This is a genomic window from Sanguibacter sp. TS_SC_8, assembly GCF_055361235.1.
Map to the genome: position 1 here is coordinate 3,429,988 of NZ_CM143955.1, position 23,819 is coordinate 3,453,806.

The 23,819-nt window shown below is 68.8% G+C and carries 14 protein-coding genes and 1 pseudogene; 6 read left to right on the forward strand and 9 right to left on the reverse strand.

From position 1 onward, the window contains the following. Positions 1–22 precede the first annotated feature (22 nt). On the reverse strand, positions 23–1,918 hold the full coding sequence (locus ACWA15_RS15525; protein WP_464056349.1) for a DUF4012 domain-containing protein: 1,896 nt from the start codon (positions 1,916–1,918) through the stop codon (positions 23–25). Between ACWA15_RS15525 and ACWA15_RS15530 the strand changes: the two genes are divergently transcribed. Next, positions 1,884–2,672, forward strand: a complete 789-nt coding sequence (locus ACWA15_RS15530) for an arsenate reductase/protein-tyrosine-phosphatase family protein (protein WP_464059537.1) — start codon at positions 1,884–1,886, stop codon at positions 2,670–2,672. The two genes, ACWA15_RS15525 and ACWA15_RS15530, sit on opposite strands and share 35 nt — an antisense overlap. Positions 2,673–5,447: 2,775 nt before the next feature. Here ACWA15_RS15530 and ACWA15_RS15535 read toward each other — a convergent pair. From ACWA15_RS15535 to ACWA15_RS15570, 8 genes and pseudogenes are all read right to left on the reverse strand, one after another. Further along, positions 5,448–5,783, reverse strand: a pseudogene (locus ACWA15_RS15535) (sacsin N-terminal ATP-binding-like domain-containing protein); the annotation flags it as partial. Beyond that, positions 5,780–6,685, reverse strand: a complete 906-nt coding sequence (locus ACWA15_RS15540) for a DUF3027 domain-containing protein (protein WP_464056350.1) — start codon at positions 6,683–6,685, stop codon at positions 5,780–5,782. The gene ACWA15_RS15540 and the pseudogene ACWA15_RS15535, both read right to left, overlap by 4 nt. A 5-nt stretch (positions 6,686–6,690) precedes the next feature. Next, a complete protein-coding gene (locus ACWA15_RS15545; RefSeq protein WP_464056351.1) occupies positions 6,691–7,074 on the reverse strand; it encodes a cold-shock protein in 384 nt (127 codons plus the stop codon). A 128-nt stretch (positions 7,075–7,202) separates the two neighbouring features. Continuing rightward, positions 7,203–8,519 (reverse strand): UDP-glucose dehydrogenase family protein, encoded by a 1,317-nt coding sequence (locus ACWA15_RS15550; RefSeq protein ID WP_464056352.1) that lies wholly within the window; start codon positions 8,517–8,519, stop codon positions 7,203–7,205. A gap of 376 nt (positions 8,520–8,895) precedes the next feature. Further along, positions 8,896–10,281, reverse strand: a complete 1,386-nt coding sequence (locus ACWA15_RS15555; protein ID WP_464056354.1) for a lipopolysaccharide biosynthesis protein — start codon at positions 10,279–10,281, stop codon at positions 8,896–8,898. 195 nt (positions 10,282–10,476) lie between these two features. Then, positions 10,477–11,472 carry a glycosyltransferase gene (locus tag ACWA15_RS15560; protein WP_464056355.1) on the reverse strand — a complete coding sequence of 332 codons (996 nt, stop codon included), beginning with the start codon at positions 11,470–11,472 and terminating at the stop codon, positions 10,477–10,479. A gap of 1,470 nt (positions 11,473–12,942) precedes the next feature. Next, the gene (locus tag ACWA15_RS15565; RefSeq protein WP_464056357.1) at positions 12,943–13,773 is read right to left on the reverse strand and encodes a glycosyltransferase domain-containing protein; all 831 of its coding nucleotides are present in this window, start codon (positions 13,771–13,773) and stop codon (positions 12,943–12,945) included. A 356-nt stretch (positions 13,774–14,129) separates the two neighbouring features. Beyond that, complete coding sequence (locus tag ACWA15_RS15570) at positions 14,130–15,626, reverse strand: sugar transferase (RefSeq protein WP_464056358.1); 1,497 nt, start codon at positions 15,624–15,626, stop codon at positions 14,130–14,132. A 119-nt stretch (positions 15,627–15,745) separates the two neighbouring features. Between ACWA15_RS15570 and ACWA15_RS15575 the strand changes: the two genes are divergently transcribed. From ACWA15_RS15575 to ACWA15_RS15595, 5 genes are all read left to right on the forward strand, one after another. Next, the gene (locus ACWA15_RS15575) at positions 15,746–16,201 is read left to right on the forward strand and encodes a VanZ family protein (RefSeq protein ID WP_464056359.1); all 456 of its coding nucleotides are present in this window, start codon (positions 15,746–15,748) and stop codon (positions 16,199–16,201) included. Between the two features lie 10 nt (positions 16,202–16,211). Continuing rightward, complete coding sequence (locus ACWA15_RS15580; protein ID WP_464056360.1) at positions 16,212–18,596, forward strand: helicase-associated domain-containing protein; 2,385 nt, start codon at positions 16,212–16,214, stop codon at positions 18,594–18,596. Positions 18,597–18,625: 29 nt separating this feature from the next. After that, positions 18,626–20,299, forward strand: coding sequence for a DNA repair helicase XPB (locus tag ACWA15_RS15585; protein WP_464056361.1), 1,674 nt, complete (start codon positions 18,626–18,628; stop codon positions 20,297–20,299). 335 nt (positions 20,300–20,634) lie between these two features. Beyond that, positions 20,635–22,686 carry a TPM domain-containing protein gene (locus ACWA15_RS15590; RefSeq protein WP_464056363.1) on the forward strand — a complete coding sequence of 684 codons (2,052 nt, stop codon included), beginning with the start codon at positions 20,635–20,637 and terminating at the stop codon, positions 22,684–22,686. Positions 22,687–22,808: 122 nt separating this feature from the next. After that, on the forward strand, positions 22,809–23,579 hold the full coding sequence (locus tag ACWA15_RS15595; protein WP_464056365.1) for a PspA/IM30 family protein: 771 nt from the start codon (positions 22,809–22,811) through the stop codon (positions 23,577–23,579). Positions 23,580–23,819: the final 240 nt, after the last annotated feature.

The window sequence follows — 23,819 nt, forward strand, 5'->3', positions numbered from 1 at the left end:
GGAAACTGTTTTCCCTGCGATGCTACACGTCAGAGCCACACTGTGTTGGAGCCTCTGCGCTGGTCACCCGCAAGTCCTCGAGCGGAGTTGCCCGAATCGTGACAGGTCCCGAGAACGGGCCAGTCGTCACGTCGTAACTCATCGTCACCGACTGCCCAGGTATGAGTTGTTGCGTCAGAGCAGCTACCGCGAGGCCGTCGTGCACCTGCGAGGAGAACCCGGGCTGGCCCTCGCTGAGCCGGACATCCTCGATGAGACCGCCGGCCGGGGCATAGAGGAGCACGTTGGTGCGGATCTCTCCCGCCGGGACCACCGTCCCGCCGCCGGTGAGATACGCGGGCAGGTCGGCCGCGTCGGCGGGTGCGGTGTTCGTCAGGGTGAGACTCACCGTGACCAGCCGGGAGCCCTCACCGACGCACACGTCTGCGTCCACGGTGGCCTCGGCCCGCAGGTAGTACCCCATCTTGGCGGCGGTCCCGTCGTTGAGGTACACCCCCACCACGGGCGAGTCGCCGTCGGCTCCCTCGAGGTCGCCGGAGATGACCGTGCCGGTCAGCTGCGCCTGTTCCTCCGCGCGGGAGGACCACACCATGAGCCGGTCCTGGCCGGCCGCCGCCACGAGCGCGTCGACGATGGCTGCGGGGTCACCCTGCCCGGACACCGCTGCGGCGAAGACCATCGCGGCGGTGAGGGTGAAGAACTCGTCCTGCTCGGCCGGGTCCTCGATGCTCAGGTACACCTCGTTGAGCAGCACCTGGGTCGCGTTCTCCGCGGTGAGCAGCGGGCCGGCGACGTCGGCGACCGGTCCCGGTGGCATCGGGACCGGGCCGGTCGCCCCCAGCACCAGGGCGAGCGTTCCGGGGTCCATGGACAGCACGCCGTCGATCTCCCCGCCCACCTCCTGGGCCCAGATCGCCGCGGCGATCTGGGCGGACCGGGGGAAGTCGGGGGTGAAGTTCACGTCGCGCATGTCCGCCCCCAGGTCAGGGCCGAACAGCGACATCTCCTCGGAGGTCAGGTCGAGCACCGGGGCAGCCAGGTTGCCCATCTCGCCGCCGGAGCGCTGGTCGAGGATGCTCACGGCGCCGCCCTCGGCGCGCAGCAGCAGGACCGATCCGGGGATTCCTCCGGTGGCGCGAGGCTCGGCGGTGTTCTGGACGAGCAGCAGGTAGTGGCGCGGGCCGTCGTGGCCGAGCATCGAGGGGAGCAGCTGGACCGCCTTGCCTGCCGTGCTCATGGTCGAGGCAAGGTCCCTGAGCTGGCCGTCCAGGTCGTTGACCGGGGTCGCCACCGCGCCGATGAGGCGCAGCGCGGCAACGTCACCGATCCGGGTCTGCTGGTCCTGGACGGACTTCTGGGCCGCCAGCACGGTTGGGGCCGCAGCGGCGATGGGAGCGAGGTCGATCCGGCCGTCCACGAGCTCGAAGGATCGGGGGTCCACCTGGTCCAGCACGTCCAGGAGGGACGGCAGGGTGCGCTGGGCGAGGTCGTCGACCACCTCGCTGACCACCTGCACCGCCGTGACGTTGGCGCCCAGGCGTGGCACCTGCGCGGCCAGCGACCAGTGCGGGCCGTGCAGCGCGTCGCGAGCGGCGCCGGCGTGCTGCTGGAGCGCCGTGAGAGTCACAGCGCTCCCTGCCGCGTCACCGGTCAGCGCCTGCTCCTCGAACGTGGAGACAAGCTCGGCTGCTGCCTGGAGGTCGTCGTAGGCCTGCAGGCCGTCCACGGCAAGCCACGCCCCCCAGCCGACCACGAGGACGAGCACACCCGTCACCGCGAGGAGGACGCGGCGGGCGGTGCGGCGGGCGCGGCGAGGGGATGAGCGGACGTGCCGTCGCGCGCCGCTGCGGTCGCGGTCGGGCGCTCGACCGGCACCCTCAGGGATGTGCCACTGGCTGCCCCACTTCTCGTGCGTCACAGCGTTCCCCCAGGGTCGTTCGAGCAGGCCACACAAGCACCGCGAGTTTAGCCGTGCCGTCAGCCCGCCCGGGTGCGGGACACTGGTCGCACCCGACCTGGTGGTGACGCCTTCGTGCGCACCACCGGGCGTCGCCTCACCAACAGACTGGAGCCTGCCCGTGTCAGTGCCAGACCCTGCTGCCCCCTTCACCGTTCTCGCGGTCTGCACCGGCAACATCTGCCGGTCCCCCGCGGTCGAGCGTCTGCTGGCGGCCTCCCTCGGCCCGGACTCCGGCATCGCGGTCGCCTCGGCCGGTACCCACGCGATGGTCGGGTCGCCGATCCCGGACGAGATGGCCCGGCTGCTCGCCGCCGACGGCGCGTCCCCCGACCGCTTCGCCGCCCGGCAGCTCACCGAGACGATGCTGCGCGAGACCCGCCTCGTCCTGGCCCTGACCCGCTCGCACCGCTCGCGAATCGTCGAGCTGTTCCCCGGCGCGCTGCGGCGTACCTTCACCGTCCGCGAACTGGCCCGTCTCAGCGACAGCGTGCCGCCCGACGCCCTCCCCCTGGGCACCCCCGCCGAGCGCCTCGCCGCGCTGCTCCCGCTGGCCGCCGCGCAGCGCGGCCAGGTGCACTCCATCCCCGACGACGACGACGTCGTGGACCCGTACGGTCGGTCGGCGCGTGTCTACGGGGAGTCGTTCGCCCAGCTCGCTCCCGCGGTACGGGCCATCGCCGAGGTCGTCATGAGCGGCGCCGTCAAGGGCTGAGCTCGTCAGGGGGGTGAGGTCGTCCCAGGCGCACGCGGACGCCAGGTCCGCGCGGCGCCGGCCCTCCCCCAAGGCGATCTCGAGCAGGTGGCGGGTCTCCCAGCGCCCCGCCACCTGCGCGCACGCCTGAGCGATGCCCGACGCCGGCCCACCGGCCCGCACGTGCACCTCACCGCCCGCCCCGACCCACCAGTCGACCTCGCGGCCGTCGACGCTGAGCTGGGGGTGCTCGGTCCAGCCACCGGGCACACCCGGCACGAGGTCGGCGATCCAGTCCGGGACCTCCCGGGTGACCGGGGCGCCGGGCTCGTCCGTGTCGTCGGCGTCGTCGCTGCCGCCCTGGATCGACACGGCGGCAGCGTCCGGGATATCGCAGTCGAGGGCGTCGGCGACCGCCCCGAGCAGATGCGGCGCGGTGACCGGGACGACCGCCCGGACCTGCGCCCACATCGGCTCGTCGGTGACCACGACGTCGTCGGCGGCGACGATCCGGGCGGTGACACCCTGCAGCGCGATCATCACCTCGGGCAGAGCATCCAGCTCGAGTCCGCCCTGGCAGGCGCGCTCAAGCGCGGTCCACACGACCCGGGCCAGCGGCAGCGCTACCGCGGTCCCGATCCTCGTCGCATCGTCCAGGGAGCCGCTCAGCCCCGCGAAGAACCCGTCCCAGGCCGTGGGGTCTGGTGTCGCCAGGAACCGGTCCAGGTCGCGGGAGGTCGCGACACCGCCCAGGGCGCGCACCAGCTCCGGGTCAACCTCACCCAGGTCCCCCAGGTCCGCCGGCTGCGGCGCGAGAATAACCCGCAGATCCTCCCGCGGGTCCCGTCCCGCCTCGTCACTGCTCCCCCGCCCGGCCGGTGCATCGAGCACCCACGGTGCGCCGAAGACGTCGCGCAGATACCAGGCGGCGTAGGAGAGCGCCTCGGTCACCGTCCCGGTCCCGGCCGCGCCGGGGCGCACCCGCGTCACGAGGGCGCGGTTGAGGTCGCCGTCGTGAGTGAGGCGCTCGAGCACCGCGGGCCAGGAGGCGTCGTGGACGACGTCGAGGTCGGCGATGGTCCACACCGCGTCGGCGCTCTCCCGGCCCTCGAGCAGCCCGGACAGGTAGTCCTCGTAGTCGGCCCACCCGGGCAGGGTCACGTCGCCAGCGGGATCCACGAGCTGGGCCGCGAGGGTGAAGCGCACGCCGAGCACACGGGCGGTCTCCTCGGTGAGGACCGGGATCCTCGCGGTATCCACCGAGGCCAGGTCGAGGTGCTCGGCGGCCCACGTGCCCGGCCAGGACAGCTCGTCGGCGCGCTGCCACAGCCCGTCGTCGCCGGGCAGCGGCAGGAGGGAGAACCAGCCCGGCAGGTCCGCAGGTGTGAGGTCACGGGCGGCGACGACGCGGTCGACGAGGGAGATCACCGCGGCGAGCTCGCCCGGGACGGCAGAGGCGCCGGGCCGGTCGACGTCGCGGTCCAGGAGGTCCTCACCGGCGCGCCGGACGGCCTGCTCCACCGCTGGGAGGTGCAGGACGGCGGGGTCGTCGTCGGGCAGGGCACCCAGGCGGTGCAGCAGGGGGTGCGCCGCGTCCGGATGCACGACGCGCAGCCCCTCGATCGCCGCCGGGGCCGCGCCCTGGCTGAGGACCAGGCCGTGCAGGCCGCGGACGGTCCCGCCGTCCGTGCACGGGACGAGGATCGCGTCGAGGGCCTCGCGCGCGGCGCGGTCCTGGTCGGCGTAGGGCGCGAGCGCGTCGTAGAGGCCATGCCACTGGCGGGGGGTGAGCGCGTCGGGGAGGGCGTCGATGACGTCGGCGAGGGACCGCACGGGTGCACCCAGGCGCCGTGCGGCGGCCAGGTGGCGCCGGTCCACGTCGACGACGCCGAGGCCGGTGGGGGCCAGCGCCGCGACCAGGGCGCCGCTCACCTCCCCCTCGATGACGGTGACGTCGGCGGCGGGGCGCCCGGAGAAGATTGGCGCGGTGCGCAGCTCCTCGATGACCGCCTCGCAGAGCTCGGCGTCGAGGCGCCCGCGCGGCAGGCTGGTGGGGACGAGGTCGAGCGGGTGCGGGACCTGGAGGGCCAGCTCGGCGTAGGTCGCGGCCGCGGCGGCGACCATGAACTGGGCAAGATCACCCTCGGCCACGTGTCGGCGCGAGGGGTCGAGGGGGAAGGTCGCCAGGAGCAGCGCGGGCAGGGAGAGCGGTTCGTCGGTGGGGGTCGGGGCGTGCAGCACGTTGTCCGTCACGTGGTGGGCGGGGTCGCGGGGGGAGGCCCAGGTGACCGACCACCCGGTGCGGGTCCGCTCCTCGACCGGCCGGGAGGCCAGGAGGGCGGGCGGCACTGCGCCGGTGCGGGTCACCGCGATCCACCGGGCCGGGGCGTCGCGCAGGACGCGCTGGTCACCGTCGGTGATCTCGACCTCGTCGAGGGCCGGCAGCGCCAGCAGGAGCGCGTCGTCGACCGCGGCCAGCTGGTGCCGGACCGCGGCGACGGCCGCGGCGTCGCGCAGGATCAGGGTGACGACGGTGTCGAAACCGGTGAGGTCGCCGGTTGGTGCGTGGTCGGTGGGTGAGGGGTGGGCGGGCGAGTGGTCGGCGGCCGGGAAAGGCAGCCGCAGGATCGGCAGCGCGGTTCCCCGGGCGCTGATCTGCTCGGCGAGTGCGGGCAGGTGGGCCAGCGCGGCGGTGGCCTCGTCGAGGCTGAACCGCACGCCGCCGTCGCGGGAGGTGACGGTGATGTCGTCGGACACCGAGCGCACGGCGGCGAAGCCGACGCCGAACCGTCCGACCGCTCCTGCGGCCGGTGCCCCGGTCTTGGCGGAGGCGCGCAGGGAGGCGAGCGAGGCGACGCCGTCCGCATCCAGGCCTGCGCCGGTGTTCGCGGCGACGAGGCGGGCTCCGTGGTCGTCTTCGACCAGCCGGAGCGCGAGGCGGCCCGGCACTCCGGCGCGGGTGGCGGCGTCGGCGGCGTTCTGGGCGAGCTCGACGATCACGCGGTCGCGGTAGTACCCGGTCGCGTGGTCTTCCTCGGTGTTCGCGTCTTCGCGGAACCGGGCCGGTGACCGCTGCCAGGCGTCCAGGACCGCTGAGCGCAGCTCAGCGGTCCCGAACGGATCGGTCGTCACTCGGGTGCAGCGTCCGCTTCCGGCACTGCGGCGTCTGCCACTGCGGTCTCCACAGCTTGGGCGTCCGGCGCTGCGGCTTCAGGCGCTGCGGCGTCGGTCGTGTCCCGCTCGACCATGTCGACCATCTCGAGCTTCATCTCGTTGATGACGGGGTCGGAGTCCGGCCAGTCCGTGGGGTGCGCGGGCACGTCGGTCTCGGAGTGCGCGCCGCAGCCGTGGTCGAGGGAGACCACGCGGCCGTCGTCGGGCGACCACTCGTTGACGCACACGCCGAAGAGCTGTCCCAGTGCGCCCTGCAGCGGGACGATGAACCCGCAGGATCCGCAGCCGGCTGCGGCCTGGATGGCGCCGGGCGTCGTCGGGCCGTGGGAGCCCTCGTACCAGCGCTTCGCGGCCGCGTCGCGGCCCTCGGGGGAGAGCACGCGGATGCGGGCCAGGGCCAGCTCCTCGATCGCGACGTAGTCCTGCTCCTCGTCGCCGGTCGGGGTGTACCCGGGCTCCAGGCGCGGGTCGTCGGCCGCGAAGGGCAGCACGTCGCCGGGGCCGATGTCGCCGGGGCGCAGGCGCTCCGACCACGGCAGCCACTCGGGGGCGAGGATCGCGTCGTCGCCGGGGAGCAGCTCGACCTCGCACACCGTGGCGTTCTTGGCGCGGGGGGCCCGGGCGAGGGTGACCGTCCAGTGCCACCCCCGGTAGCCGCGCATCGTGCACGCGAAGGTGTGGGAGACGAGCCGCTCGGCGTCGGTCGTGGCACCGAGGTGCTCACCGACGTCGCCGGCGTGCTCGGCCGCGTCCTGGGCCGCGTGGAGGGCGATGTCGACGGCCCCCAGGAGGACCGCGTCCGGCTTCGCCCGGGGTGCCCGCGTGCGCGGGGCCGGGCTTGTGGATGTTGCTGCTGGCATGTGTTTTAAGCCTCGATGTCGTCCGCGACAGCTCGGAGCACGGTCGCGACCTTCGACGCCGCCGACTTCTCCGGGTAGCGTCCCCGTCGCAACGAGTTCCCCAAGCCGTCCAAGAGTTTGATGAGATCCTCGACGATGACCGCCATGTCGTCAGCGGACTTGCGCTGCGCCTTGGCGACCGAGGGCACGGGGTCCAGGAACTTCACGGAGAGGGCCTGGGGGCCCTTGCGTCCGTCGGCGACGCCGAACTCGACCTTGGCTCCGGGCTTGGGCGACGTCATGCCCTCGGGCAGCGCCGAGGCGTGCAGGAACACCTGCTCGCCGTCATCGCTCGCAATGAAGCCGAAACCGCGTTCTACATCGAAGAATTTGACCTTGCCGGTGGGCACGTGAGTCCTCGCCAGTGCTCGTCGGGATGTGACCTCACAGGGTATCGGGCCTGCGCCCGACAGTGAGTCACGCTCATTATCCGTGCAGAACGGGCCAGTCGCCTAACCGGCGGCCGAAACCGCCTCGGTCAGGGCCGTCCCAGGCCGTGGTACGTCCACCCTGCGGCGCGCCACTTGGCCGGGTTGAGCACGTTGCGGCCGTCGATGATGACGGGGCTGTTGACGAGGGCTGCCGTCTCTACGGGGTCGAGGACCACGTACTCGCGCCACTCGGTCACCAGCACCACGAGGTCCGCGCCCTTGAGCGCGTCGTCAGTCTGGTCGGTCTGGCGGAGCGTGGGGTGCAGGCGGGCGAGCGGGGCGAGCGCCTCTGGGTCGGTGACGACGACGTCGGCGCCCAGGTCGCGCAGCCGGGTCGCGACCTCGACGGCGGGTGAGTCCCGCAGGTCGTCGGAGTGCGGCTTGAAGGCGGCGCCCAAGATGGTCACCTTCGCCCCGGCGAGCCGGTCACCCAGGGCCTCCTGCGCCAGGTGCACCACGCGGTCGCGGCGCCGCAGGTTGATCTTGTCCACCTCACGGAGGAAGCCCACCGAGTCGTGGGCACCGAGCTCGTCGGCCCGGGCGGTGAAGGCGCGGATGTCCTTGGGCAGGCACCCTCCCCCGAAGCCTACGCCGGCCTGGAGGAACTTCTTGCCGATCCGGTCGTCCATCCCGATCGCGCCGGCGAGCTGGGTGACGTCGGCCCCGGTGAGCTCGCAGATCTCGGCCATGGCGTTGATGAAGGAGATCTTCGTGGCGAGGAAGGAGTTGGCGGCGACCTTGACGAGCTCGGCCGTGGCGTAGTCGGTGGTCAGGCGAGGGATACCGCGGCGGAGCTGGTCGGCGTAGACGTCGTCGAGGGTGTCGCGGGCTGCGTCGCCGGCGGCGCCGGGCGGAAGGCCGTAGACGATGCGGTCCGGGGTCAGGGTGTCGTGGACCGCGTAGCCCTCGCGGAGGAACTCGGGGTTCCAGATCAACGCGGATCCGACGGACTCGAGCTGGGCGGCGAGGCGGGCTGCGGTTCCGACGGGGACGGTGGACTTGCCGACGACCAGGGGGGTCCGCTCACTCGACCTGATCACCTCGGCCAGGTCGGTGATGGAAGCGTCGACATACGTCATGTCTGCCGCGTCGCTGCCTGGGCGTTGCGGGGTGCCGACGCACACGAAGTGGACTTCAGCATCGGCCGCGCGGGCGAGGTCAGTGGTGAACTCGAGGCGTCCGGAGTCGAGGGCGCGAGCGAGGAGCTCGGGGAAGCCGGGCTCGTGGAAGGGGGCTCGTCCTTCGGCTAGCGCGGCAATCTTGCCTGCATCGACATCCACGCCGACGACGTGGTGGCCGAGGTCTGCCATACAGGCAGCGTGGACAGCACCGAGGTAGCCACAACCGATCACTGAGATGCGCATGGGCCAAACCTAGCGTGAAGGTCGCGCCTCAACCCAGGCGGCACCGAGCAGGTGGGCAACCGTGCACCTTCTGATCTCTACGTCCACCACGGCGCTAGGCCGGTTGGGTCCTGACCGCGCGGTATGTAGGAATGGAAGGGAACACGAAACCGCCACGATCTTGCAAGCCAGCTAGACACTCACCTGACCACAGGTCGCGACTCCTGCCCATCAGAGTGCCCTGAGCTTCCCTACCCTGCATCTGGCGACCTCCCCGAGCACCCGCGCCTCCATCCAGCCAATCTGTCATCAGCGGGTCCGAAGCAGGGAAGCTACATCCCAGGTGATCGAACTCAAGTGGACGGGGAGTCACGCCGACCGTCCGAATAGTCAAGCATCATCCAATCCCTTTTCGCAATAACCGCCCCGCTAGAGTCCACAAGACACGAATGTCCGCACCCCGCACCAGAAAGAAATCAGCCATAGGAACACCATACACAACTCGCATCCACACGACGTTGAGATTATTGCCCGCGACGGCGCTAGCAATGAGAGTGGCCAGAGCAGCCCCAACCGCCCCGTGGACCGGAACCAACAACAACACTCCGACAACGTTGACCACTAGACCGATGGCGAGCGAAAGACTGCGAAGCCCAGGGCGCCCACGACCGCTCAGCACCGCACCCGCCACTGATCCCGGGTTTCCCACAATCGCTGCCGCAATGAGAATTAGCACGACAGGCACCGCAGCACGAAAATCATCGCCAAAAAGCCAGGGCACCATCCAAGGGGTAACCAGGGCCAAGATTCCACCTCCAAAGAAAGTGATAAGCGTCGAAATGCGCGCAGCCTCCCGGGAACGAACATCGTGGAGAGCTGCAGACTCCGCCGAAAACACGACATCCCGAATCGCCAAGTTCAAAAGCAGTACCACTTCACTGATACTGGCTGCCACCGCATACACACCCAGCTGTTGCACTCCAGACAATGGTGCAACTAGTAATTGATCGACCCTCGAGTACAAGACTCCCGCCGATGCTCCCAACCAAATACGACCAGCATAGGTGTAGAATCTTGGAAGCTCTCCAATCTGCTCCCGAGCACCGTTATAGGCTCGCCTACGAAGCACAGCGGCGTAGGCCAATCCACCAGCGAACGTGGTCAATCCGATTACAGCAGTAGCCGAGACAACTGACAATTGATCCGCTATAGCCAAAACGCCTATCAAGGTGAAGCGGAGACACGCAGAAGCGCTGCGCTCCCAGGCGATCAGACTCCATCGCTGCTGGCCCGCCGCCACGCCGCGAAGGCCACTCACGAAAAGTCCAGGAGTCAGCGCAAGTGAAGCCAACCCGATAAGTCCTGCCAACTCTTGGTCTTGCGCACTCAGCGAACTTGAGAAAGCGAAAACCAGCAAAGTACCAACGAAACCGGCAATGCAAAGCGCGAACATCGCCCACAGTGCCAAACGGAGCATCTGAGCCGCACGACGGGCAACGAAAAAAGTGAGAGACTCCGGTATCCCCAGACCCATTACTACAATGGCCAGCAGAAGCGGAGCCGTTGCCGCGGCAACTTCCCCCCTTCCTTCGACACCCAGACTCTGCGCGAGGATTGGTTGTGTGGCTATCGCAGCAAGAGGCGGCACGAAGTTTCCGATAGCCGCGACCAGAACATTCCTCGACATCGTATGTGGACGGCGCCCCAATGACGAGCCTTTGTCGACGCCAGTCGACGTCGGAAGGTCAACGACACTATCACTGGCAGGTTCATTCGGACTCATAGCAATTGCTCCTGGATCTATGCGAGAAATCGCAAAACACGTGAGGGACGACTGCGGCCAAGTTTGGCACGCGCATACTAGACGTAGTGTTGGTTCTGGTCATTGCCCCGACCGGATCGCGCTCATCACCCTCCGCGACTTGTCGCCCAGATGAATCCTGGCAACACCGTGAACCGGAATGCCCCTATGCCGGGCCTATCTGAGTGGAGTACGCATACCATCAATGATTCCTCGGCCGAACGAGCGAAGCTTGGCGACACGGTCCGTCTCAAATAGCACGGTCAATATGACCTGCTGGGGAATTTGAACAATCCCCTCATTTGCCCAGCCGATGCTGCGCCAGTGCTTCCGAGAATAGAAGATCCGATTCCGCGCCTTGTGGTAGCAGCGAGTTGACCCGTGCCCAAAAGCGTAGAATCGCTCCCAGCTCCAGTGCCCATCCATCGAGCGTCGCGGTGTCCAAAGCCTCGTTGCCCAAGCATCCCCAACCTGATGATGTAGATAAGCCCGATTTGCACGCGCAATTCGATAGCCGCCCCTAAATAGGCGCATGTTCAAATCATAGTCAACATAGTCAATAAAGAATCGCTCATCGAAGCCGCCGACACTGAGCAGTGCTTCCAAACTAAGAAGCGCCCCCGATGTGATCGCACCTTTGCTGGCCGCGTGCTTGTAGTACTGAACTGAAGGAAGATCGGCGCGCTGATACTCTGGCAGCGTGAGCTTGTTTCGGTCGATGATGAAGGGTGTCACCATACCCACAGACCCCTCCGAGGCGAGCACCATTTCAGAGACCATCTCAGGACCGGAGACACTGTCCTGATCAAGTGTCACCAGCCAAGACGCCCCGTGACCGCGGGCACGTTCTGCTAGTCTATTTAGGGCACCAGCAACTCCCAGATTGTCCGGATGCTCGACCAGTTCAGTCCTGGCGTACTGCCGAAGGCTCTCCCGCAGGAGATCCACATTTTCGGATCCGTTGTCAAAGACAATGACGCGGCTCACTTGGGGCGCGATCGCCCGCACATTCTCGAGCAGGAGATCAATCTCCGGATTGTATGTGACGATTCCCGCGACAACTACGCTCGACGGTCCAATCTGAGACGCGGCCTTCTCCGCATTCAATTCCTCGTTGAGAATATGGCGTCCGCCAGGTGCGACTCTTCCCACAGTTCTGGTGTTCTTGCGCATCCGTGCTCACCATTGCCTTCGTTGTATGCCCGGACGACGTTCCGCGCCCGATTGGATAGTCAGTACAGCACCTACCGGGAGCGCGACCACTAAGAAGAGCGGAGATCCAGGCGAAATCACAAACACAAACTCAAATAGAGAGACAAACAACAGCGTCGCGAGATGCAACGCGACGGCGGGCGAGTCGCCGAGTATCTCGAGACTGAGCGCGCGACGAGCATACGCTACAAGCACAAAGAGGCCTACGACTACAAGCAACAGCCCCCCCGTAAAGAACCAGTGTACGGCTAGATTATGAGCCGAGGTGGCGGGCGCTCCCTCACTCCACGGTGTGGCACGAGAGGGCCAGGTTGCCGCAGCGCCCAAGATATATTGACTGTCGCGTGTGAACTGATCAAACGCCCACGACCAGATTATTCCGCGATCTGAGAAATCACTAGCATTCTGCGATGCTAGCGGTACCCCGACAATGGCTAGACCCATTCCAATTAACCCCGTCTGGAAAAGTTTCCGCCGCGATTCGGCTGCTATCGTCCACACCCAGTAGAGCACCGCCGCGACGACGAGTCCAATCATTGCGGTCCTTGACGCACTCGATACGACGACCAGAACCAAAATAGCAATCGCCAACCGTCGTGACCGCCGCTTCTTGAAATACAGCGTGAACGGCGCCGACAGTGCGAGGAGCAGGCCAAGGGTATTCGAGTGGTTGAACGGACCCGCGAGAGCTGGTATAGCTGGAAGCCACTTCTGATTCCAACCATCGGGCATAAATGCGTTGTCCGGAAATGCTCCAGCATAGCCTAGTGAGAACATAGCAGTCGCAACGCCGATTGCCCCAATCACCGAAAGGTCATGGGGCCTCGGCCTCAGGGCTACGAGCGCCATACAGAAGACAAGAATCTGTACGAGTTCCAGGAGCTTTCCAGTGAAGCCAGTCCCATCGTGCAGCCCCGCATAGAACAGGTAGGCAGGGATCGCTAGCAAGACGAATAGTCCCAAAGTCGGAGTCGTACTCATCCCCCCATGCGAAAAGAAGATCCCGACGCATACGAGAAGAACGAGCAACCGCAGGACGGTGGCCGCAGCCAAGACCCATGACTCTGTCTCCAGCGATCCCGTAAGCACTCGCCAATCGTGAGGGTGCTTCGTGAAAGTCAGTGCTCCTGTGGACATACTTGCGAGCGCCTGCAGAGTGCAGAGCCAAGCGAAAGCCCTCGAACGTCTTCTGGCTTCGTGTATTTCGTCGTCTGCTTTGGAAGAACGGCGCGAGATTTTTGCTTGTCGACGGGCTAAGGGCGCCGGATCTTTCGGTGGAAGCGTGGAAATCATGGGCATTGACACCCGCTCTCGGAAGTACTTGGTTTGCAGTTGCCGGGTTTTTCCTGGCCTCGGCAACACTCTGGGTTCTCATCCCAACGCGATCTCAGACGCACTCTGTGCCTCATGGTTCCGTTCCTGTCCGACTTGTTACTTCGGGAGACTCGGCAACACAAGTCCCATGCGGGAGAGGCCCCGAAGCGCTTTCCGGCCCCCGGGAATTGACCTGATCACATCCCCAACGAGCAGAATCATTGAGCGCCGCGACCTCCAGATCTGGATCGACTTATCTCGTCCCATATTATTGTGGGATTCCCACCCGTGGAACCGTGATTGCAGATTGTCGATGTCCAGGACCCGTACACGTGCGGGTGATCTGGTGAGTGCAACATTTATTGACAACTGATCCCGACGAGTTGTGAGTAGTAGCAGTTCGTACCAAATTCGCATCACTCCTGTCGTCACGGGCGATTGTCTGCGCACCATCAGGCCCGTCCAAAGGGGTCGTTCCTGAAGAACTCCCGCCTCTCGTGCAATTTCGTACATCATCCGAACCCGGTCTGGCGCGTCATAGCCGGATGCAATCACCTCTGTAAACTCGTTCAAAACTGACTCGCGGAACGAGTGTTGAGGAATCGCAATGTCGTGATCGCCGAGTAGGTCGAAAAGTTGATGCACATCCCCTGTCAGCACAACCCTGTTGTCCACCCACAGCGTTTCGGCATACTTCTGCAACTCGGGGTGTCCCATAATCTTTAGGAATCTGGCGCTCCTTACCGTGTCTTGGGGGAACCGCGGGAAGACGTGGACACATCGCCAACCCTCGGGTGCGACCGCAGTCCGCGAATCAGTGAAAATGATGCAGTCGATATCACTTTCCCGCAATGGCGTGCGAGGAATCATCTTTTCGTAGTCGCCCAACAGTGCCGTATAGACAACCCGTGATCGAGACGTTTTGGGTGCTGTTTCAGTGGATGGCATGGTTGACCTTTCTTAGCATATGGCCCCGCGCGCACGGCACCGGGAGGCTCCGTTTCCCCGGACGGCTACAACTACCACGACGGCCATGGTCAGAGGGCATCCAATTTCGCGAGTTTCGGACGGGCTAGACATCGAGTCGGGTTGGCTCGACGAGAGGCGCACCAGATCTTCCAGCAATCTGTAGGGTACTTCTCGTCCGGGGCCTCCCAGGGGACGTGGGCGCTCAGGCGCCGGGATTTCGGATTTCGTTCATGGCTGGACACGGATCCCAAGCGCTCAAGAAGATCTGCAAACGCGCTGAGGCGGTAGTTGAGGTGGAGTGCGTTGCGTCGAGGTCCTGGGTAGCGCGCACGCGACTAGTAGGCACCCTCACCCGCGACCATCGCTTTCGCAGTCCGCGCCAGGATCAGGAGATCGCCGAAGATCGTCCAGTTCTCCGCATAGAAAACGTCCATCCGGATCCCTTCGTCAACACTGAGTTCCGAACGGCCTGAGACTTGCCAGAGTCCTGTAAGCCCGGGCTTCACCAGCAAACGGCGATGTGCCACCCTGTCGTATTGCGCGACCTCGCGGTCTATCTGCGGCCGAGGACCAACGAGGCTCATCTCCCCGCGCAACACGTTCACGAGCTGGGGGAGTTCGTCCAAGGAGTACTTTCGTAGCACTTGCCCCAGGCCCGTTACGCGGGCATCGTTCTTCGGCTTGTAGAAAGGTCCTACGCTCTCTATCCCCTCGGCCGCCAGCGCCTCGTCCAGTCGGCTATGCGCGTCCGCGACCATCGATCGGAACTTGATCATCTTGAAGGTCTTGCTGCCGACCCCCACCCGCTCCTGCCGGTAGAACACAGGTCCGCGACTGGTGGCCTTCACAAGAGCAGCAATCACCGCGAGTACTGGAGAGATGGCCACGAGGATCACGAACGCCAACACCCAGTCCATGGCGGACTTAAGCGCGTACTTGGGTCCAGCGAACCGCGGCTCATCGACGTAGACCAACGGCAGGCCGTTGACCGGCTGCATCGTCACGCGCGGTCCCGCCACATCCCTGATCGCCATCGTCAGCGCGATATCGATGCCAGTTCCCTCGAGGTCCCAGCCCAGTCGGCGTAGCGCCTCAGTCGTCATGTTGTCCGACCCGACGACGGCAACAATGTCCACCTCGTGGTCGATGGCAAGCGTCGCAGCATCGTCCATTGACCCCAGGATCTCAACACCTACGGCTTCGCCTTCGAGCGCTTCGCCGGCGGGCACGCATGCTCCTATCACACCGAATCCGGTGTTCGGTGCATCCTTGAGCTCCGTGACCAACAACGCCGCCTTGCGCAGGTGTCCCACCACGAGCACTGTGGACTGGAGCAACCCAGCCGCGCGCTGTCGGTGCAGCCACTGGCGCCATGAGTACCGCCCCAGGAGGATGAACGCGAGGCCGAGGGGGAACGCGATGCCCAGGTAACCTCGTCCGATCTCCATGCGCAGCATGTAGGCCACGACTGCGACGGCAGCGCCCAGCCGCCAGGATGCCTGCCAGACTCGCTGGTACTCGGTAGGCCCTACGCCGACGATGCGGTGGTCATATGTACGCCCAAGGACCAGCGCCCCGGTCCATGCCGCGAAAAGCACCACGGACACCACCAGGTAGCTCGGGGAGAACTCACCGCCGACTCGCGCCGCCCCATCGGCGTCGAACCGCACGACAAAAGCTACGGCGATGGCAACAGCAGCGGCGATGACGTCGGTGCCCGCGATGCGAAGGACATACGGCCGGAACCTCCGCGCTTGGGCGGTTGACCCACCCGCTGCCTGGCCACCTTGCCCTTCGACAACGGCGCGCTGGACAAGTTCGGTCGCAGTCACGAATCCCCCTAGAACCCCCAAGGCCGGCGAGACCCACGGTAGATTCTCCCATGTAGATCGAATCAGCCCGGACACCGCACCCGGGCTTTGGGGTCATTATCGGCAGTACTCGACGTTGTATGAGGGGCGCAAGGATCATCTCTCGGCACCATCGTCACCTCGTCGCAGCCGTGCTCGCCGTCTACGCCCTCGGGGTTCTAGCGGTGCTCGCCTGGCCCACCCCGGTTGATGCCTCAGCCGCCGGTCCACTCGCCACGCTGACGCGCTCTCTGGCCGCCCACGGCCTCGGTTGGGTGACGTACTCCCGCATCGAGTTCACCGCGAACGTCGCCCTCTTCGTCCCGATCGGCTTCCTCGTGGCACTGACCACTCCGCGTCTGCGCTGGTGGCAGGTGGTGGGCAGCGCCGCGATCCTGTCATCCCTGGCCGAGATCGCCCAGTCGGTCCTGCGTCCGGAACGGTTCGGGACCCTCCAGGACGTCCTCGCCAACACCGCCGGGGCAGCCCTCGGATTCTTCGCCGCCTGGTACCTGCAGACCAGACGCACGACCCAGCACCGAGCGGGGACGACGTAAAGTCACACCCGTGGTGACGTTCAGCGACTGGCTCCGTGCGCGCTCCGACGCGCAGCTCGTGGCACTGCTCACCCACCGCGCCGACCTCGCATCGCCGTCGCCGTCCACCCTGCTCTCCCTCGCGGCCCGGGCGACCAGCCGCGCGAGCCTGCAGCGCGCCACCGCCGCACTCGACGCCGTGCACCTCACGGTCCTGGAGTCGGTGGCGGTCCTCGACTCCCTCGGGGAGACCGTCACCATCGACCTCGTCATCGCCGCGATCGCGGCCTCCCCCGACGCACCCGACGCCGCCGCCCTCCCCGCCGTCCTCGACCACCTCACCGACCTCGCCCTCCTCTGGCAGAGCAACCCGGGCGCCCACCGCCCCGCCCCCGGCATCGACGACACCCTCGACGCCTACCCCGCCGGCCTCGGCCCTGCGCTGCGCCCCCACGACGACCGCCCCGACCTCACGCTCCTCGACTCCCCGGACGCCCCGGCCGGCGCCCGCGCGATCCTCGCGGCCCTGCAGTGGGGGCCCCCGGTGGGCCGGATCCCGACCGCCCCCACGAGCCCGACCTCCGCCCCCACCCGCTGGCTCATCGACGCGGGATTCGTCCGCCAGGTCGACGCCCACCACGTGCTGCTCCCCCGCGAGATCGCGATGGACCTGCGCTCCGGGCGCACCCACCGCGGGCTGCCCCCCGCCCCCACCCTCCCGGCGCCGTCCCTGGCCCAGGCCACCGTCGACGCCGAGTCCGCTCGCGCCGCCCAGGAGATCGTCCGGCTGGTCGCCGAGGTCGTGGCCACCTGGCAGGTCACCCCCGCCCCCGCCCTCAAGTCCGGCGGGCTGGGCGTCCGCGAGCTGCGCCGCCTCGCCCAGCAGCTCGACCTCGACGAGGAGGCCACGGCCTTCGTCGTCGAGCTGGCCCAGGTGGCCGCCCTCATCACCGGCGACGGCGGCGACCCGGCCGTCTTCGCCCCCACCCTGGAGGCCGACGACTGGCTGGCCGCCGACCTGCCCGACCGCTGGGTCGCCCTCGTCGCCCCCTGGTGCACCTCGGCCCGGGCGCCCTGGCTGGTCGGGGCGCGCGACGACCGTGGCACCCTGCGCAGCGCCCTGGAGCCAGAGCTGCACCGGGTGTGGATCCCGCGCCTGCGCTCGGAGATCCTCCGCCTGCTCGCCCAGGCCCCGCTCGCCGCCGTCGACGCCGACGCCGTCACCGACGTCCTCACCTGGCGCTCCCCCCGGTCCGCCCCACCCCGCGGCCCCGTGGCCGCGCTGCTGCGCGAGGCGGCCCTGCTCGGGATCACCGGCGCCGGCGCGCTGGCCACCGGCGGCCAGCTGCTCGCCGCCGCTCCCCCGCTCACCGTGCCCGACGACGCCACCCGCCTTGCTCTCGCCGCCTCCCTCGCCGCCACGCTCCCCGAGCCCGTCGACGAGGTCCTGCTGCAAGGCGACCTCACCGGGATCGTGCCGGGGCGCCCCACGCCCGCCCTCGAGGCGCTGCTCGCCGACTCCGCCGACGTGGAGTCCCGCGGGGCGGCCATCACCGTCCGGTTCACCGGGGCCTCCATCACCCGCGCGCTCGACGCCGGACGCACCGCCGCCGGCCTCCTGGACGAGCTGGCCCACCACTCCCGCGGCCCGATCCCCCAGCCCTTGGACTACCTCGTGCACGACGCCGCGCGCCGCCACGGCCGCGTGCGCCTGGGCGTGGCGGCCAGCTACGTCCGGGTCGAGGACCCGGTGCTCCTGGCGGGCCTGGTCGAGGACCCCAAGCTCGCCGCCCTCGGCCTGTTCGCCCTGGCCCCGACCGTCCTGGCGGCCACCGCACCGGCCGCCACGCTGCTCGCCGCGCTCCGCGAGCGCGGCCTGTCCCCCGCGATGGAAGACCGCGACGGGAACGTCGTCGTGGCCGACCGCCGCGCCGCGCACGTGCGCCTCCCGGGACGACGCAGCCGGCGAGTGAGCCATTCGAGGTCCGTCGACGGCGCCCCCGAGCGGGTGCTCAGCGCCCCCGAGCGCACCGAGCGTCTCCAGGGCCTCATCACCCGGCTGCGGGACCAGAGCGAGCTCACCCAGGCGCGCCGCGCCCAGGGCGCGGGGCCCGGCGGGCCGGTCGTTGCGTCGTCGGGCACGGGACGCGGCGGGGACGGCGGCAGGGGTGGTTTCGTGGGGGGCGGTGCGGGAACATCTGACCCGCTGGTCGCGTTGGGACTGCTGCGTGAGGCGGCGGCCGACGGCCGCGAGGTGTGGCTGGAGATGGTCGGGCCCGCGGGCGGGGTGACCCGGCGCCGGGTCCGCCCGCTGCAGATCGACGCCGGGCGGCTGCGCGCCGTCGATGTGGCCCGCGAGTCGGAGCTGACCGTCGCGGTGCACCGCATCGCCGGCGCCGCGCCGGTAGAACCCTGACCTGATCTACGAGTACGGAGAACCCCCGGATGCCCGACGGCCCGCTGATCGTCCAGAGCGACAAGACCCTGCTCCTCGAGGTCGACCACCCCCAGGCCGACGCCGCGCGCCGCGCGATCGCCCCCTTCGCCGAGCTCGAGCGCGCCCCCGAGCACGTGCACACGTACCGGTTGACCCCGCTGGGTCTGTGGAATGCCCGCGCCGCCGGGCACGACGCCGAGCAGGTCGTCAACGTGCTGCTCGACTTCAGCCGGTACCCCGTGCCGCACTCCCTGCTCGTCGACGTCGCCGAGACGATGTCCCGGTACGGGCGCCTGCAGCTGTCCCAGCACCCCGTGCACGGGCTCGTGCTCACCTCGACCGACCGCGCCGTGCTCGCCGAGGTGCTCAAGTCCAAGCGCACCGCCGGGCTGGTCGGGGAGCGGATCGACGACAACACGGTGGTGGTGCACGCCTCCGAGCGCGGGCACCTCAAGCAGGTGCTGCTCAAACTCGGCTGGCCGGCCGAGGACCTCGCCGGGTACGTCGACGGCGAGAAGCACCCCATCGCGCTGAGCCCCACCGATCCGGCGCGCGACGGGGCGCCGTGGACGCTGCGGCCCTATCAGAACCATGCGGTCGACGGGTTCTGGCACGGTGGCAGCGGCGTCGTGGTGCTGCCGTGCGGGGCCGGAAAGACGATCGTGGGGGCCGCGGCGATGGCGCGGTCGGGGACCACGACGCTCATCCTCGTCACCAACACCGTCTCCGCCCGGCAGTGGCGCGACGAGCTGCTGCGCCGGACGACCTTGACCGACGACGAGATCGGGGAGTACTCCGGGGCACGCAAGGAGGTGCGGCCGGTGACCATCGCGACGTACCAGGTGCTCACGACGAAGCGCGGCGGTGTCTACACCCACCTTGAGCTGCTCGACGCCCGGGACTGGGGCCTGGTCATCTACGACGAGGTGCACCTGCTGCCCGCGCCGATCTTCCGGATGACGGCGAACCTGCAGGCCCGGCGCCGGCTCGGGCTGACCGCGACGCTGGTCCGTGAGGACGGGCGCGAGGACGAGGTGTTCTCCCTCATCGGGCCCAAGCGCTACGACGCACCGTGGAAGGACATCGAGGCCCAGGGGTACATCGCCCCGGCCGACTGCGTCGAGGTGCGCCTCACCCTGCCCGAGCGCGACCGGATGATCTACGCGACCGCCGAGCCGGAGGACAAGTACCGCCTGGCCGCGTGCGCACCGGGCAAGAACGCTCTCGTCTCTCTCCTGGTGGCGCGGCATGAGGGTGAGCCGACCCTGGTGATCGGGCAGTACATCGACCAGCTCGAGGAGCTGGCCGACCACCTCGGCGCGGACATCATCACCGGCGCCACCCCGGTCCGCGAGCGCCAGCGGCTCTTCGACGCCTTCCGCACCGGGGAGATCACCAAGCTCGTGGTGAGCAAGGTGGCGAACTTCTCGATCGACCTGCCCGAGGCCTCCGTCGCCATCCAGGTGTCGGGGTCCTTCGGGTCGCGCCAGGAGGAGGCCCAGCGGCTGGGCCGGATCATGCGCCCCAAGGCCGACGGGCGCACCGCCCACTTCTACGCGATCGTCGCCCGGGACACGGTGGACCAGGACTTCGCGGCGCACCGCCAGCGGTTCCTCGCCGAGCAGGGGTACGCGTACCGGATCGTCGACGCGGACGAGGTGACCCCGACGCCGAGCGCGTGAGCGGGTCCGGGGCGCGTGAGCGGGTCGGCCTGACGGTCGCCCCGCCCTCCGGTCCCGCCCCCTCGCCGGCCCCCTCCCCCGCCGAACTCGTGAGCGGCTCGCCGAACTCGTGAGCGAGCGCTCCCAGCCGGCCCGGAACGGCCGTGGCTCACGAGGTCGTGAGCCGATTCACGAGTTCGGCGGACCGCTCACGAGGTCGGGAGCCCCGGCGCGGTGCCGGGAGCTCGATCGCGAGCCCGATCGGGACCACCCTCGAGAGCTCGCGAGCCGCGTGCAGGACCGGGTCCCCATCCGCTGACGTTGCACTTTGTACCGTGGTGGTTGAGGATCGCTGTGTGCCCATTCGCTCGTTCCTGACAGAGAAGTCCCTGCTCATCCGCCTGTTCGCGGGGGTGCTGGTCAGTTGCGCGCTGCTTGTCGGCCTCCTCGCGACCGGTGCGTCCTCGGCCCGGGCGGAAGACCCGATGAACGTCCCGGGCGACATCACCGACCCCGCCGGCGCGCTCACCGACACCGCCGCGGTCCAGGACGCGCTGGACCGGCTGAGCACGGACACGGACATGCAGCTCTTCGTCGTCTACGTCGACACCTTCGACGGGCTGAGCGGGGAGGACTGGGCCAACCAGACCTACGAGCTCTCCGGGATGGGTGTCGACGACGCGCTCCTCGCCGTCGCGATCGAGGACGAGAGCTACTCGCTCGTCATCGACCTCGAGGCGCCGATCACCGACGAGGAGTTCGACCGCATCGCCCGCACGGTGGAGGGCAACCTCTCCGACGGGGACTGGGACGGCGCCGCGATCGCCGCCGCCGAGACGATGCGCGACGCGCTCACCGGGGGTGGCGGAGCCGGGGGCACCAGCGCCTTCACCGTCCTGCTCGTGGGAGGCCTGGCCGTCCTCGCGATCGTCGCCTTCATCATGTGGCGCTCCAGCCGCAAGCGCGGCACCGCGGGCAACCCCGCCGAGGGCCAGCTCGCCACCCTCTCCACGGTCGACCTCAACCGCCGCGCGAGCAGCGCGCTCGTCGCGATCGACGACGAGCTCAAGACCGCCGAGCAGGAGCTCGGGTTCGCCCAGGCCCAGTTCGGCGACGAGGCCACCCGGGAGTTCGCCGCGGTGCTCGAGCAGTCCCGCCAGCGCGTAACCAGGGCGTTCACCCTGCGTCAGCAACTGGACGACGAGGTCGCCGAGGCCGAGCCGCAGGCCCGCCTGATGATGGCCGAGATCATCACGGTGTGCACCGAGGTCGACGCCGCCCTGGCCGCCAGCTCCAAGCCCTTCGACGACCTGCGCGACCTCCAGGCCAAGGCCCCGGACCTGCTCGCCGCGGCCGGCCGCGACGTGCCCACCGTCCGCGCCCGCATCGAACCCGCCCGCGCCGCGCTGGCCGGCCTCGCCCTCACCTACCCTCCTGCGGCGCTCGCTTCCATCTCGACCAACCCCGACCAGGCCACCCAGCTGCTCGACGCCGCCGCGCAGGCCGTGGCCGCCGGGGAGGCGAACGTCGCCGCCGGTGACCGCGCCTCCGCCGTCGCGCAGCTGCGCGCCGCGACCCACGCCGTCGGGCAGGCGGTGACCCTGCTCGACGCGGTGGACCGCGCCGGTGCGGACCTCGCCTCCGCCGGGCCGCGCCTGGACGCCGCGCTCTCCTCGATCCAGTCCGACCTCGCCGACGCGCGCGCGATCGGCGCGGGTGACCCCGCCGTGACCGACGCCGCAGCCCGCGCCCAGCAGGTCATCACCCAGGCGCAGGGGGCCAGGTCCGGCGGCGACCCGCTCGCCGCCCTGGCCGCCCTGGCCGACGCCGAAGCGAGCCTGGACTCCGCCCTCGCCCCCTCGCGGGAGCTCGCCGAGCAGCGCGCCCGCGCCGCGGCGCTGCTGCGGGAGAGCCTGGGCCGGGCCGAGTCGCAGATCCGCGCGGTCAACGACTTCATCGCCACCCGCAAGGGCGCCGTCGGGCCGGAGGCACGCACCCGGCTCTCCGAGGCGATCCGCCTGCTCGGGGAAGCGCGCGCGCTCGAGGCCACCGACCCGGTCGCAGCACTGGACGCCACGCGCCGGTGCGAGCAGCTCATCCAGTCCGCCCAGCAGCTCGCCCAGTCCGACGTGCAGAGCTGGGAGAACCAGCAGCGCGGCGGAGGCGGCTTCGGCGGCGGTGGGGGCGGGTCGAACATCGGCGGCATGGTGCTCGGCGGGATTCTCATCGACTCGATCCTGCGCGGTGGTGGCGGGTTCGGCGGCGGCGGGGGTGGCGGCTTCGGCGGCGGCTTCGGCGGCGGCGGGGGCCGGTCTCGCGGGGGCGGCTTCGGCGGCGGGGGAAGGTCCCGCGGAGGCGGTTTCGGCGGCGGCAGCCGAGGGACCCGCAGCCGGGGTGGACGGTTCTAACCACCGCACCGCAGGTCCACTGCAGGTCCACTGCACGGCACGTTCTCAGTCTTGATCCACGTGAAACAGCCCACACGCGGATCATCGGTTCTCCGGGCGCACACCAGAGGAAAGGCATTCCCATGGCACAGAAGCAGAGCATCTTCGGACGCGTCGCCCAGCTCGCGAAGGCGAACATCAACGCCCTCATCGACGGCGCTGAGGACCCGCAGAAGATGCTGGACCAGCTCGTCCGCGACTACACCAACAACATCGCCGAGGCCGAGGACGCCGTCGCGCTGACCATCGGCAACCTGCGCCTCGCCGAGCAGGACTACAACGAGGACGTCACCGCGGTCCAGGACTGGGGCCACAAGGCCGTCGCCGCCTCCCAGCGCGCCGACCAGCTGCGTGCCTCGGGCAACACCGCCGACGCCGACAAGTTCGACAACCTCGCCAAGATCGCGCTGCAGAAGCAGATCGGCGCTGAGACCGAGGTCCGTCAGGCCGAGCCGCTCATCACCTCCCAGCGTGAGACGGTCGACAAGCTCAAGACCGGTCTGGCGCAGATGAAGGACAAGCTGGGCGACCTCAAGTCGCGCCGCGACTCCCTGGTCGCCCGCTCCAAGACCGCCGAGGCGCAGCAGTCCGTGCAGGGCGCGCTCAACTCGATCAACGTCCTAGACCCCACGAGCGAGATCTCCCGCTTCGAGGACAAGGTGCGCCGCGAGGAGGCCAAGGCGATGGGTCAGGCCGAGGTCGCGGCGTCGTCCCTGGACGCCCAGTTCGAGGAGCTCGAGGTGTCCAGCGCCCAGATCGAGATCGAGGCACGCCTCGCCGCGCTCAAGACGGGCAGCTCCGCCGGGGCCCCGCAGATCACCCCGACCCCCGTCACACCGGCCATCGAGGGCTGACATTCTGTCTGGGGCAATGCGAAAGGCCGCGGGACCGCTGACATCGAGCTGGGTGTAGGTCGACGTAGAGACGTGGCGGTCGAGGTCAGTTCTGCGGTCCGCGGCTCCCGACCGATACGGTGATCGGGGAGATGCTCCATCTCCCCGATCACCGCGCCAGTGACATCGTCTGCACGGCGATCATCGCCGGCCAAGACCGCTGCGGGTCGCCGGCGGATCACCCCTCCCACCGCAACTCTG

Coding starts and splice junctions, on each gene's coding strand:
- ACWA15_RS15575 (WP_464056359.1), top strand. CDS start 15,746: ATGAGGGGCGCAAGGATCATCTCTCGGCACCATCGTCACCTCGTCGCA.
- ACWA15_RS15555 (WP_464056354.1), bottom strand. CDS start 10,281: ATGAGTCCGAATGAACCTGCCAGTGATAGTGTCGTTGACCTTCCGACG.
- ACWA15_RS15550 (WP_464056352.1), bottom strand. CDS start 8,519: ATGCGCATCTCAGTGATCGGTTGTGGCTACCTCGGTGCTGTCCACGCT.
- ACWA15_RS15560 (WP_464056355.1), bottom strand. CDS start 11,472: ATGCGCAAGAACACCAGAACTGTGGGAAGAGTCGCACCTGGCGGACGC.
- ACWA15_RS15565 (WP_464056357.1), bottom strand. CDS start 13,773: ATGCCATCCACTGAAACAGCACCCAAAACGTCTCGATCACGGGTTGTC.
- ACWA15_RS15595 (WP_464056365.1), top strand. CDS start 22,809: ATGGCACAGAAGCAGAGCATCTTCGGACGCGTCGCCCAGCTCGCGAAG.
- ACWA15_RS15530 (WP_464059537.1), top strand. CDS start 1,884: ATGTGCCACTGGCTGCCCCACTTCTCGTGCGTCACAGCGTTCCCCCAG.
- ACWA15_RS15540 (WP_464056350.1), bottom strand. CDS start 6,685: ATGCCAGCAGCAACATCCACAAGCCCGGCCCCGCGCACGCGGGCACCC.
- ACWA15_RS15585 (WP_464056361.1), top strand. CDS start 18,626: ATGCCCGACGGCCCGCTGATCGTCCAGAGCGACAAGACCCTGCTCCTC.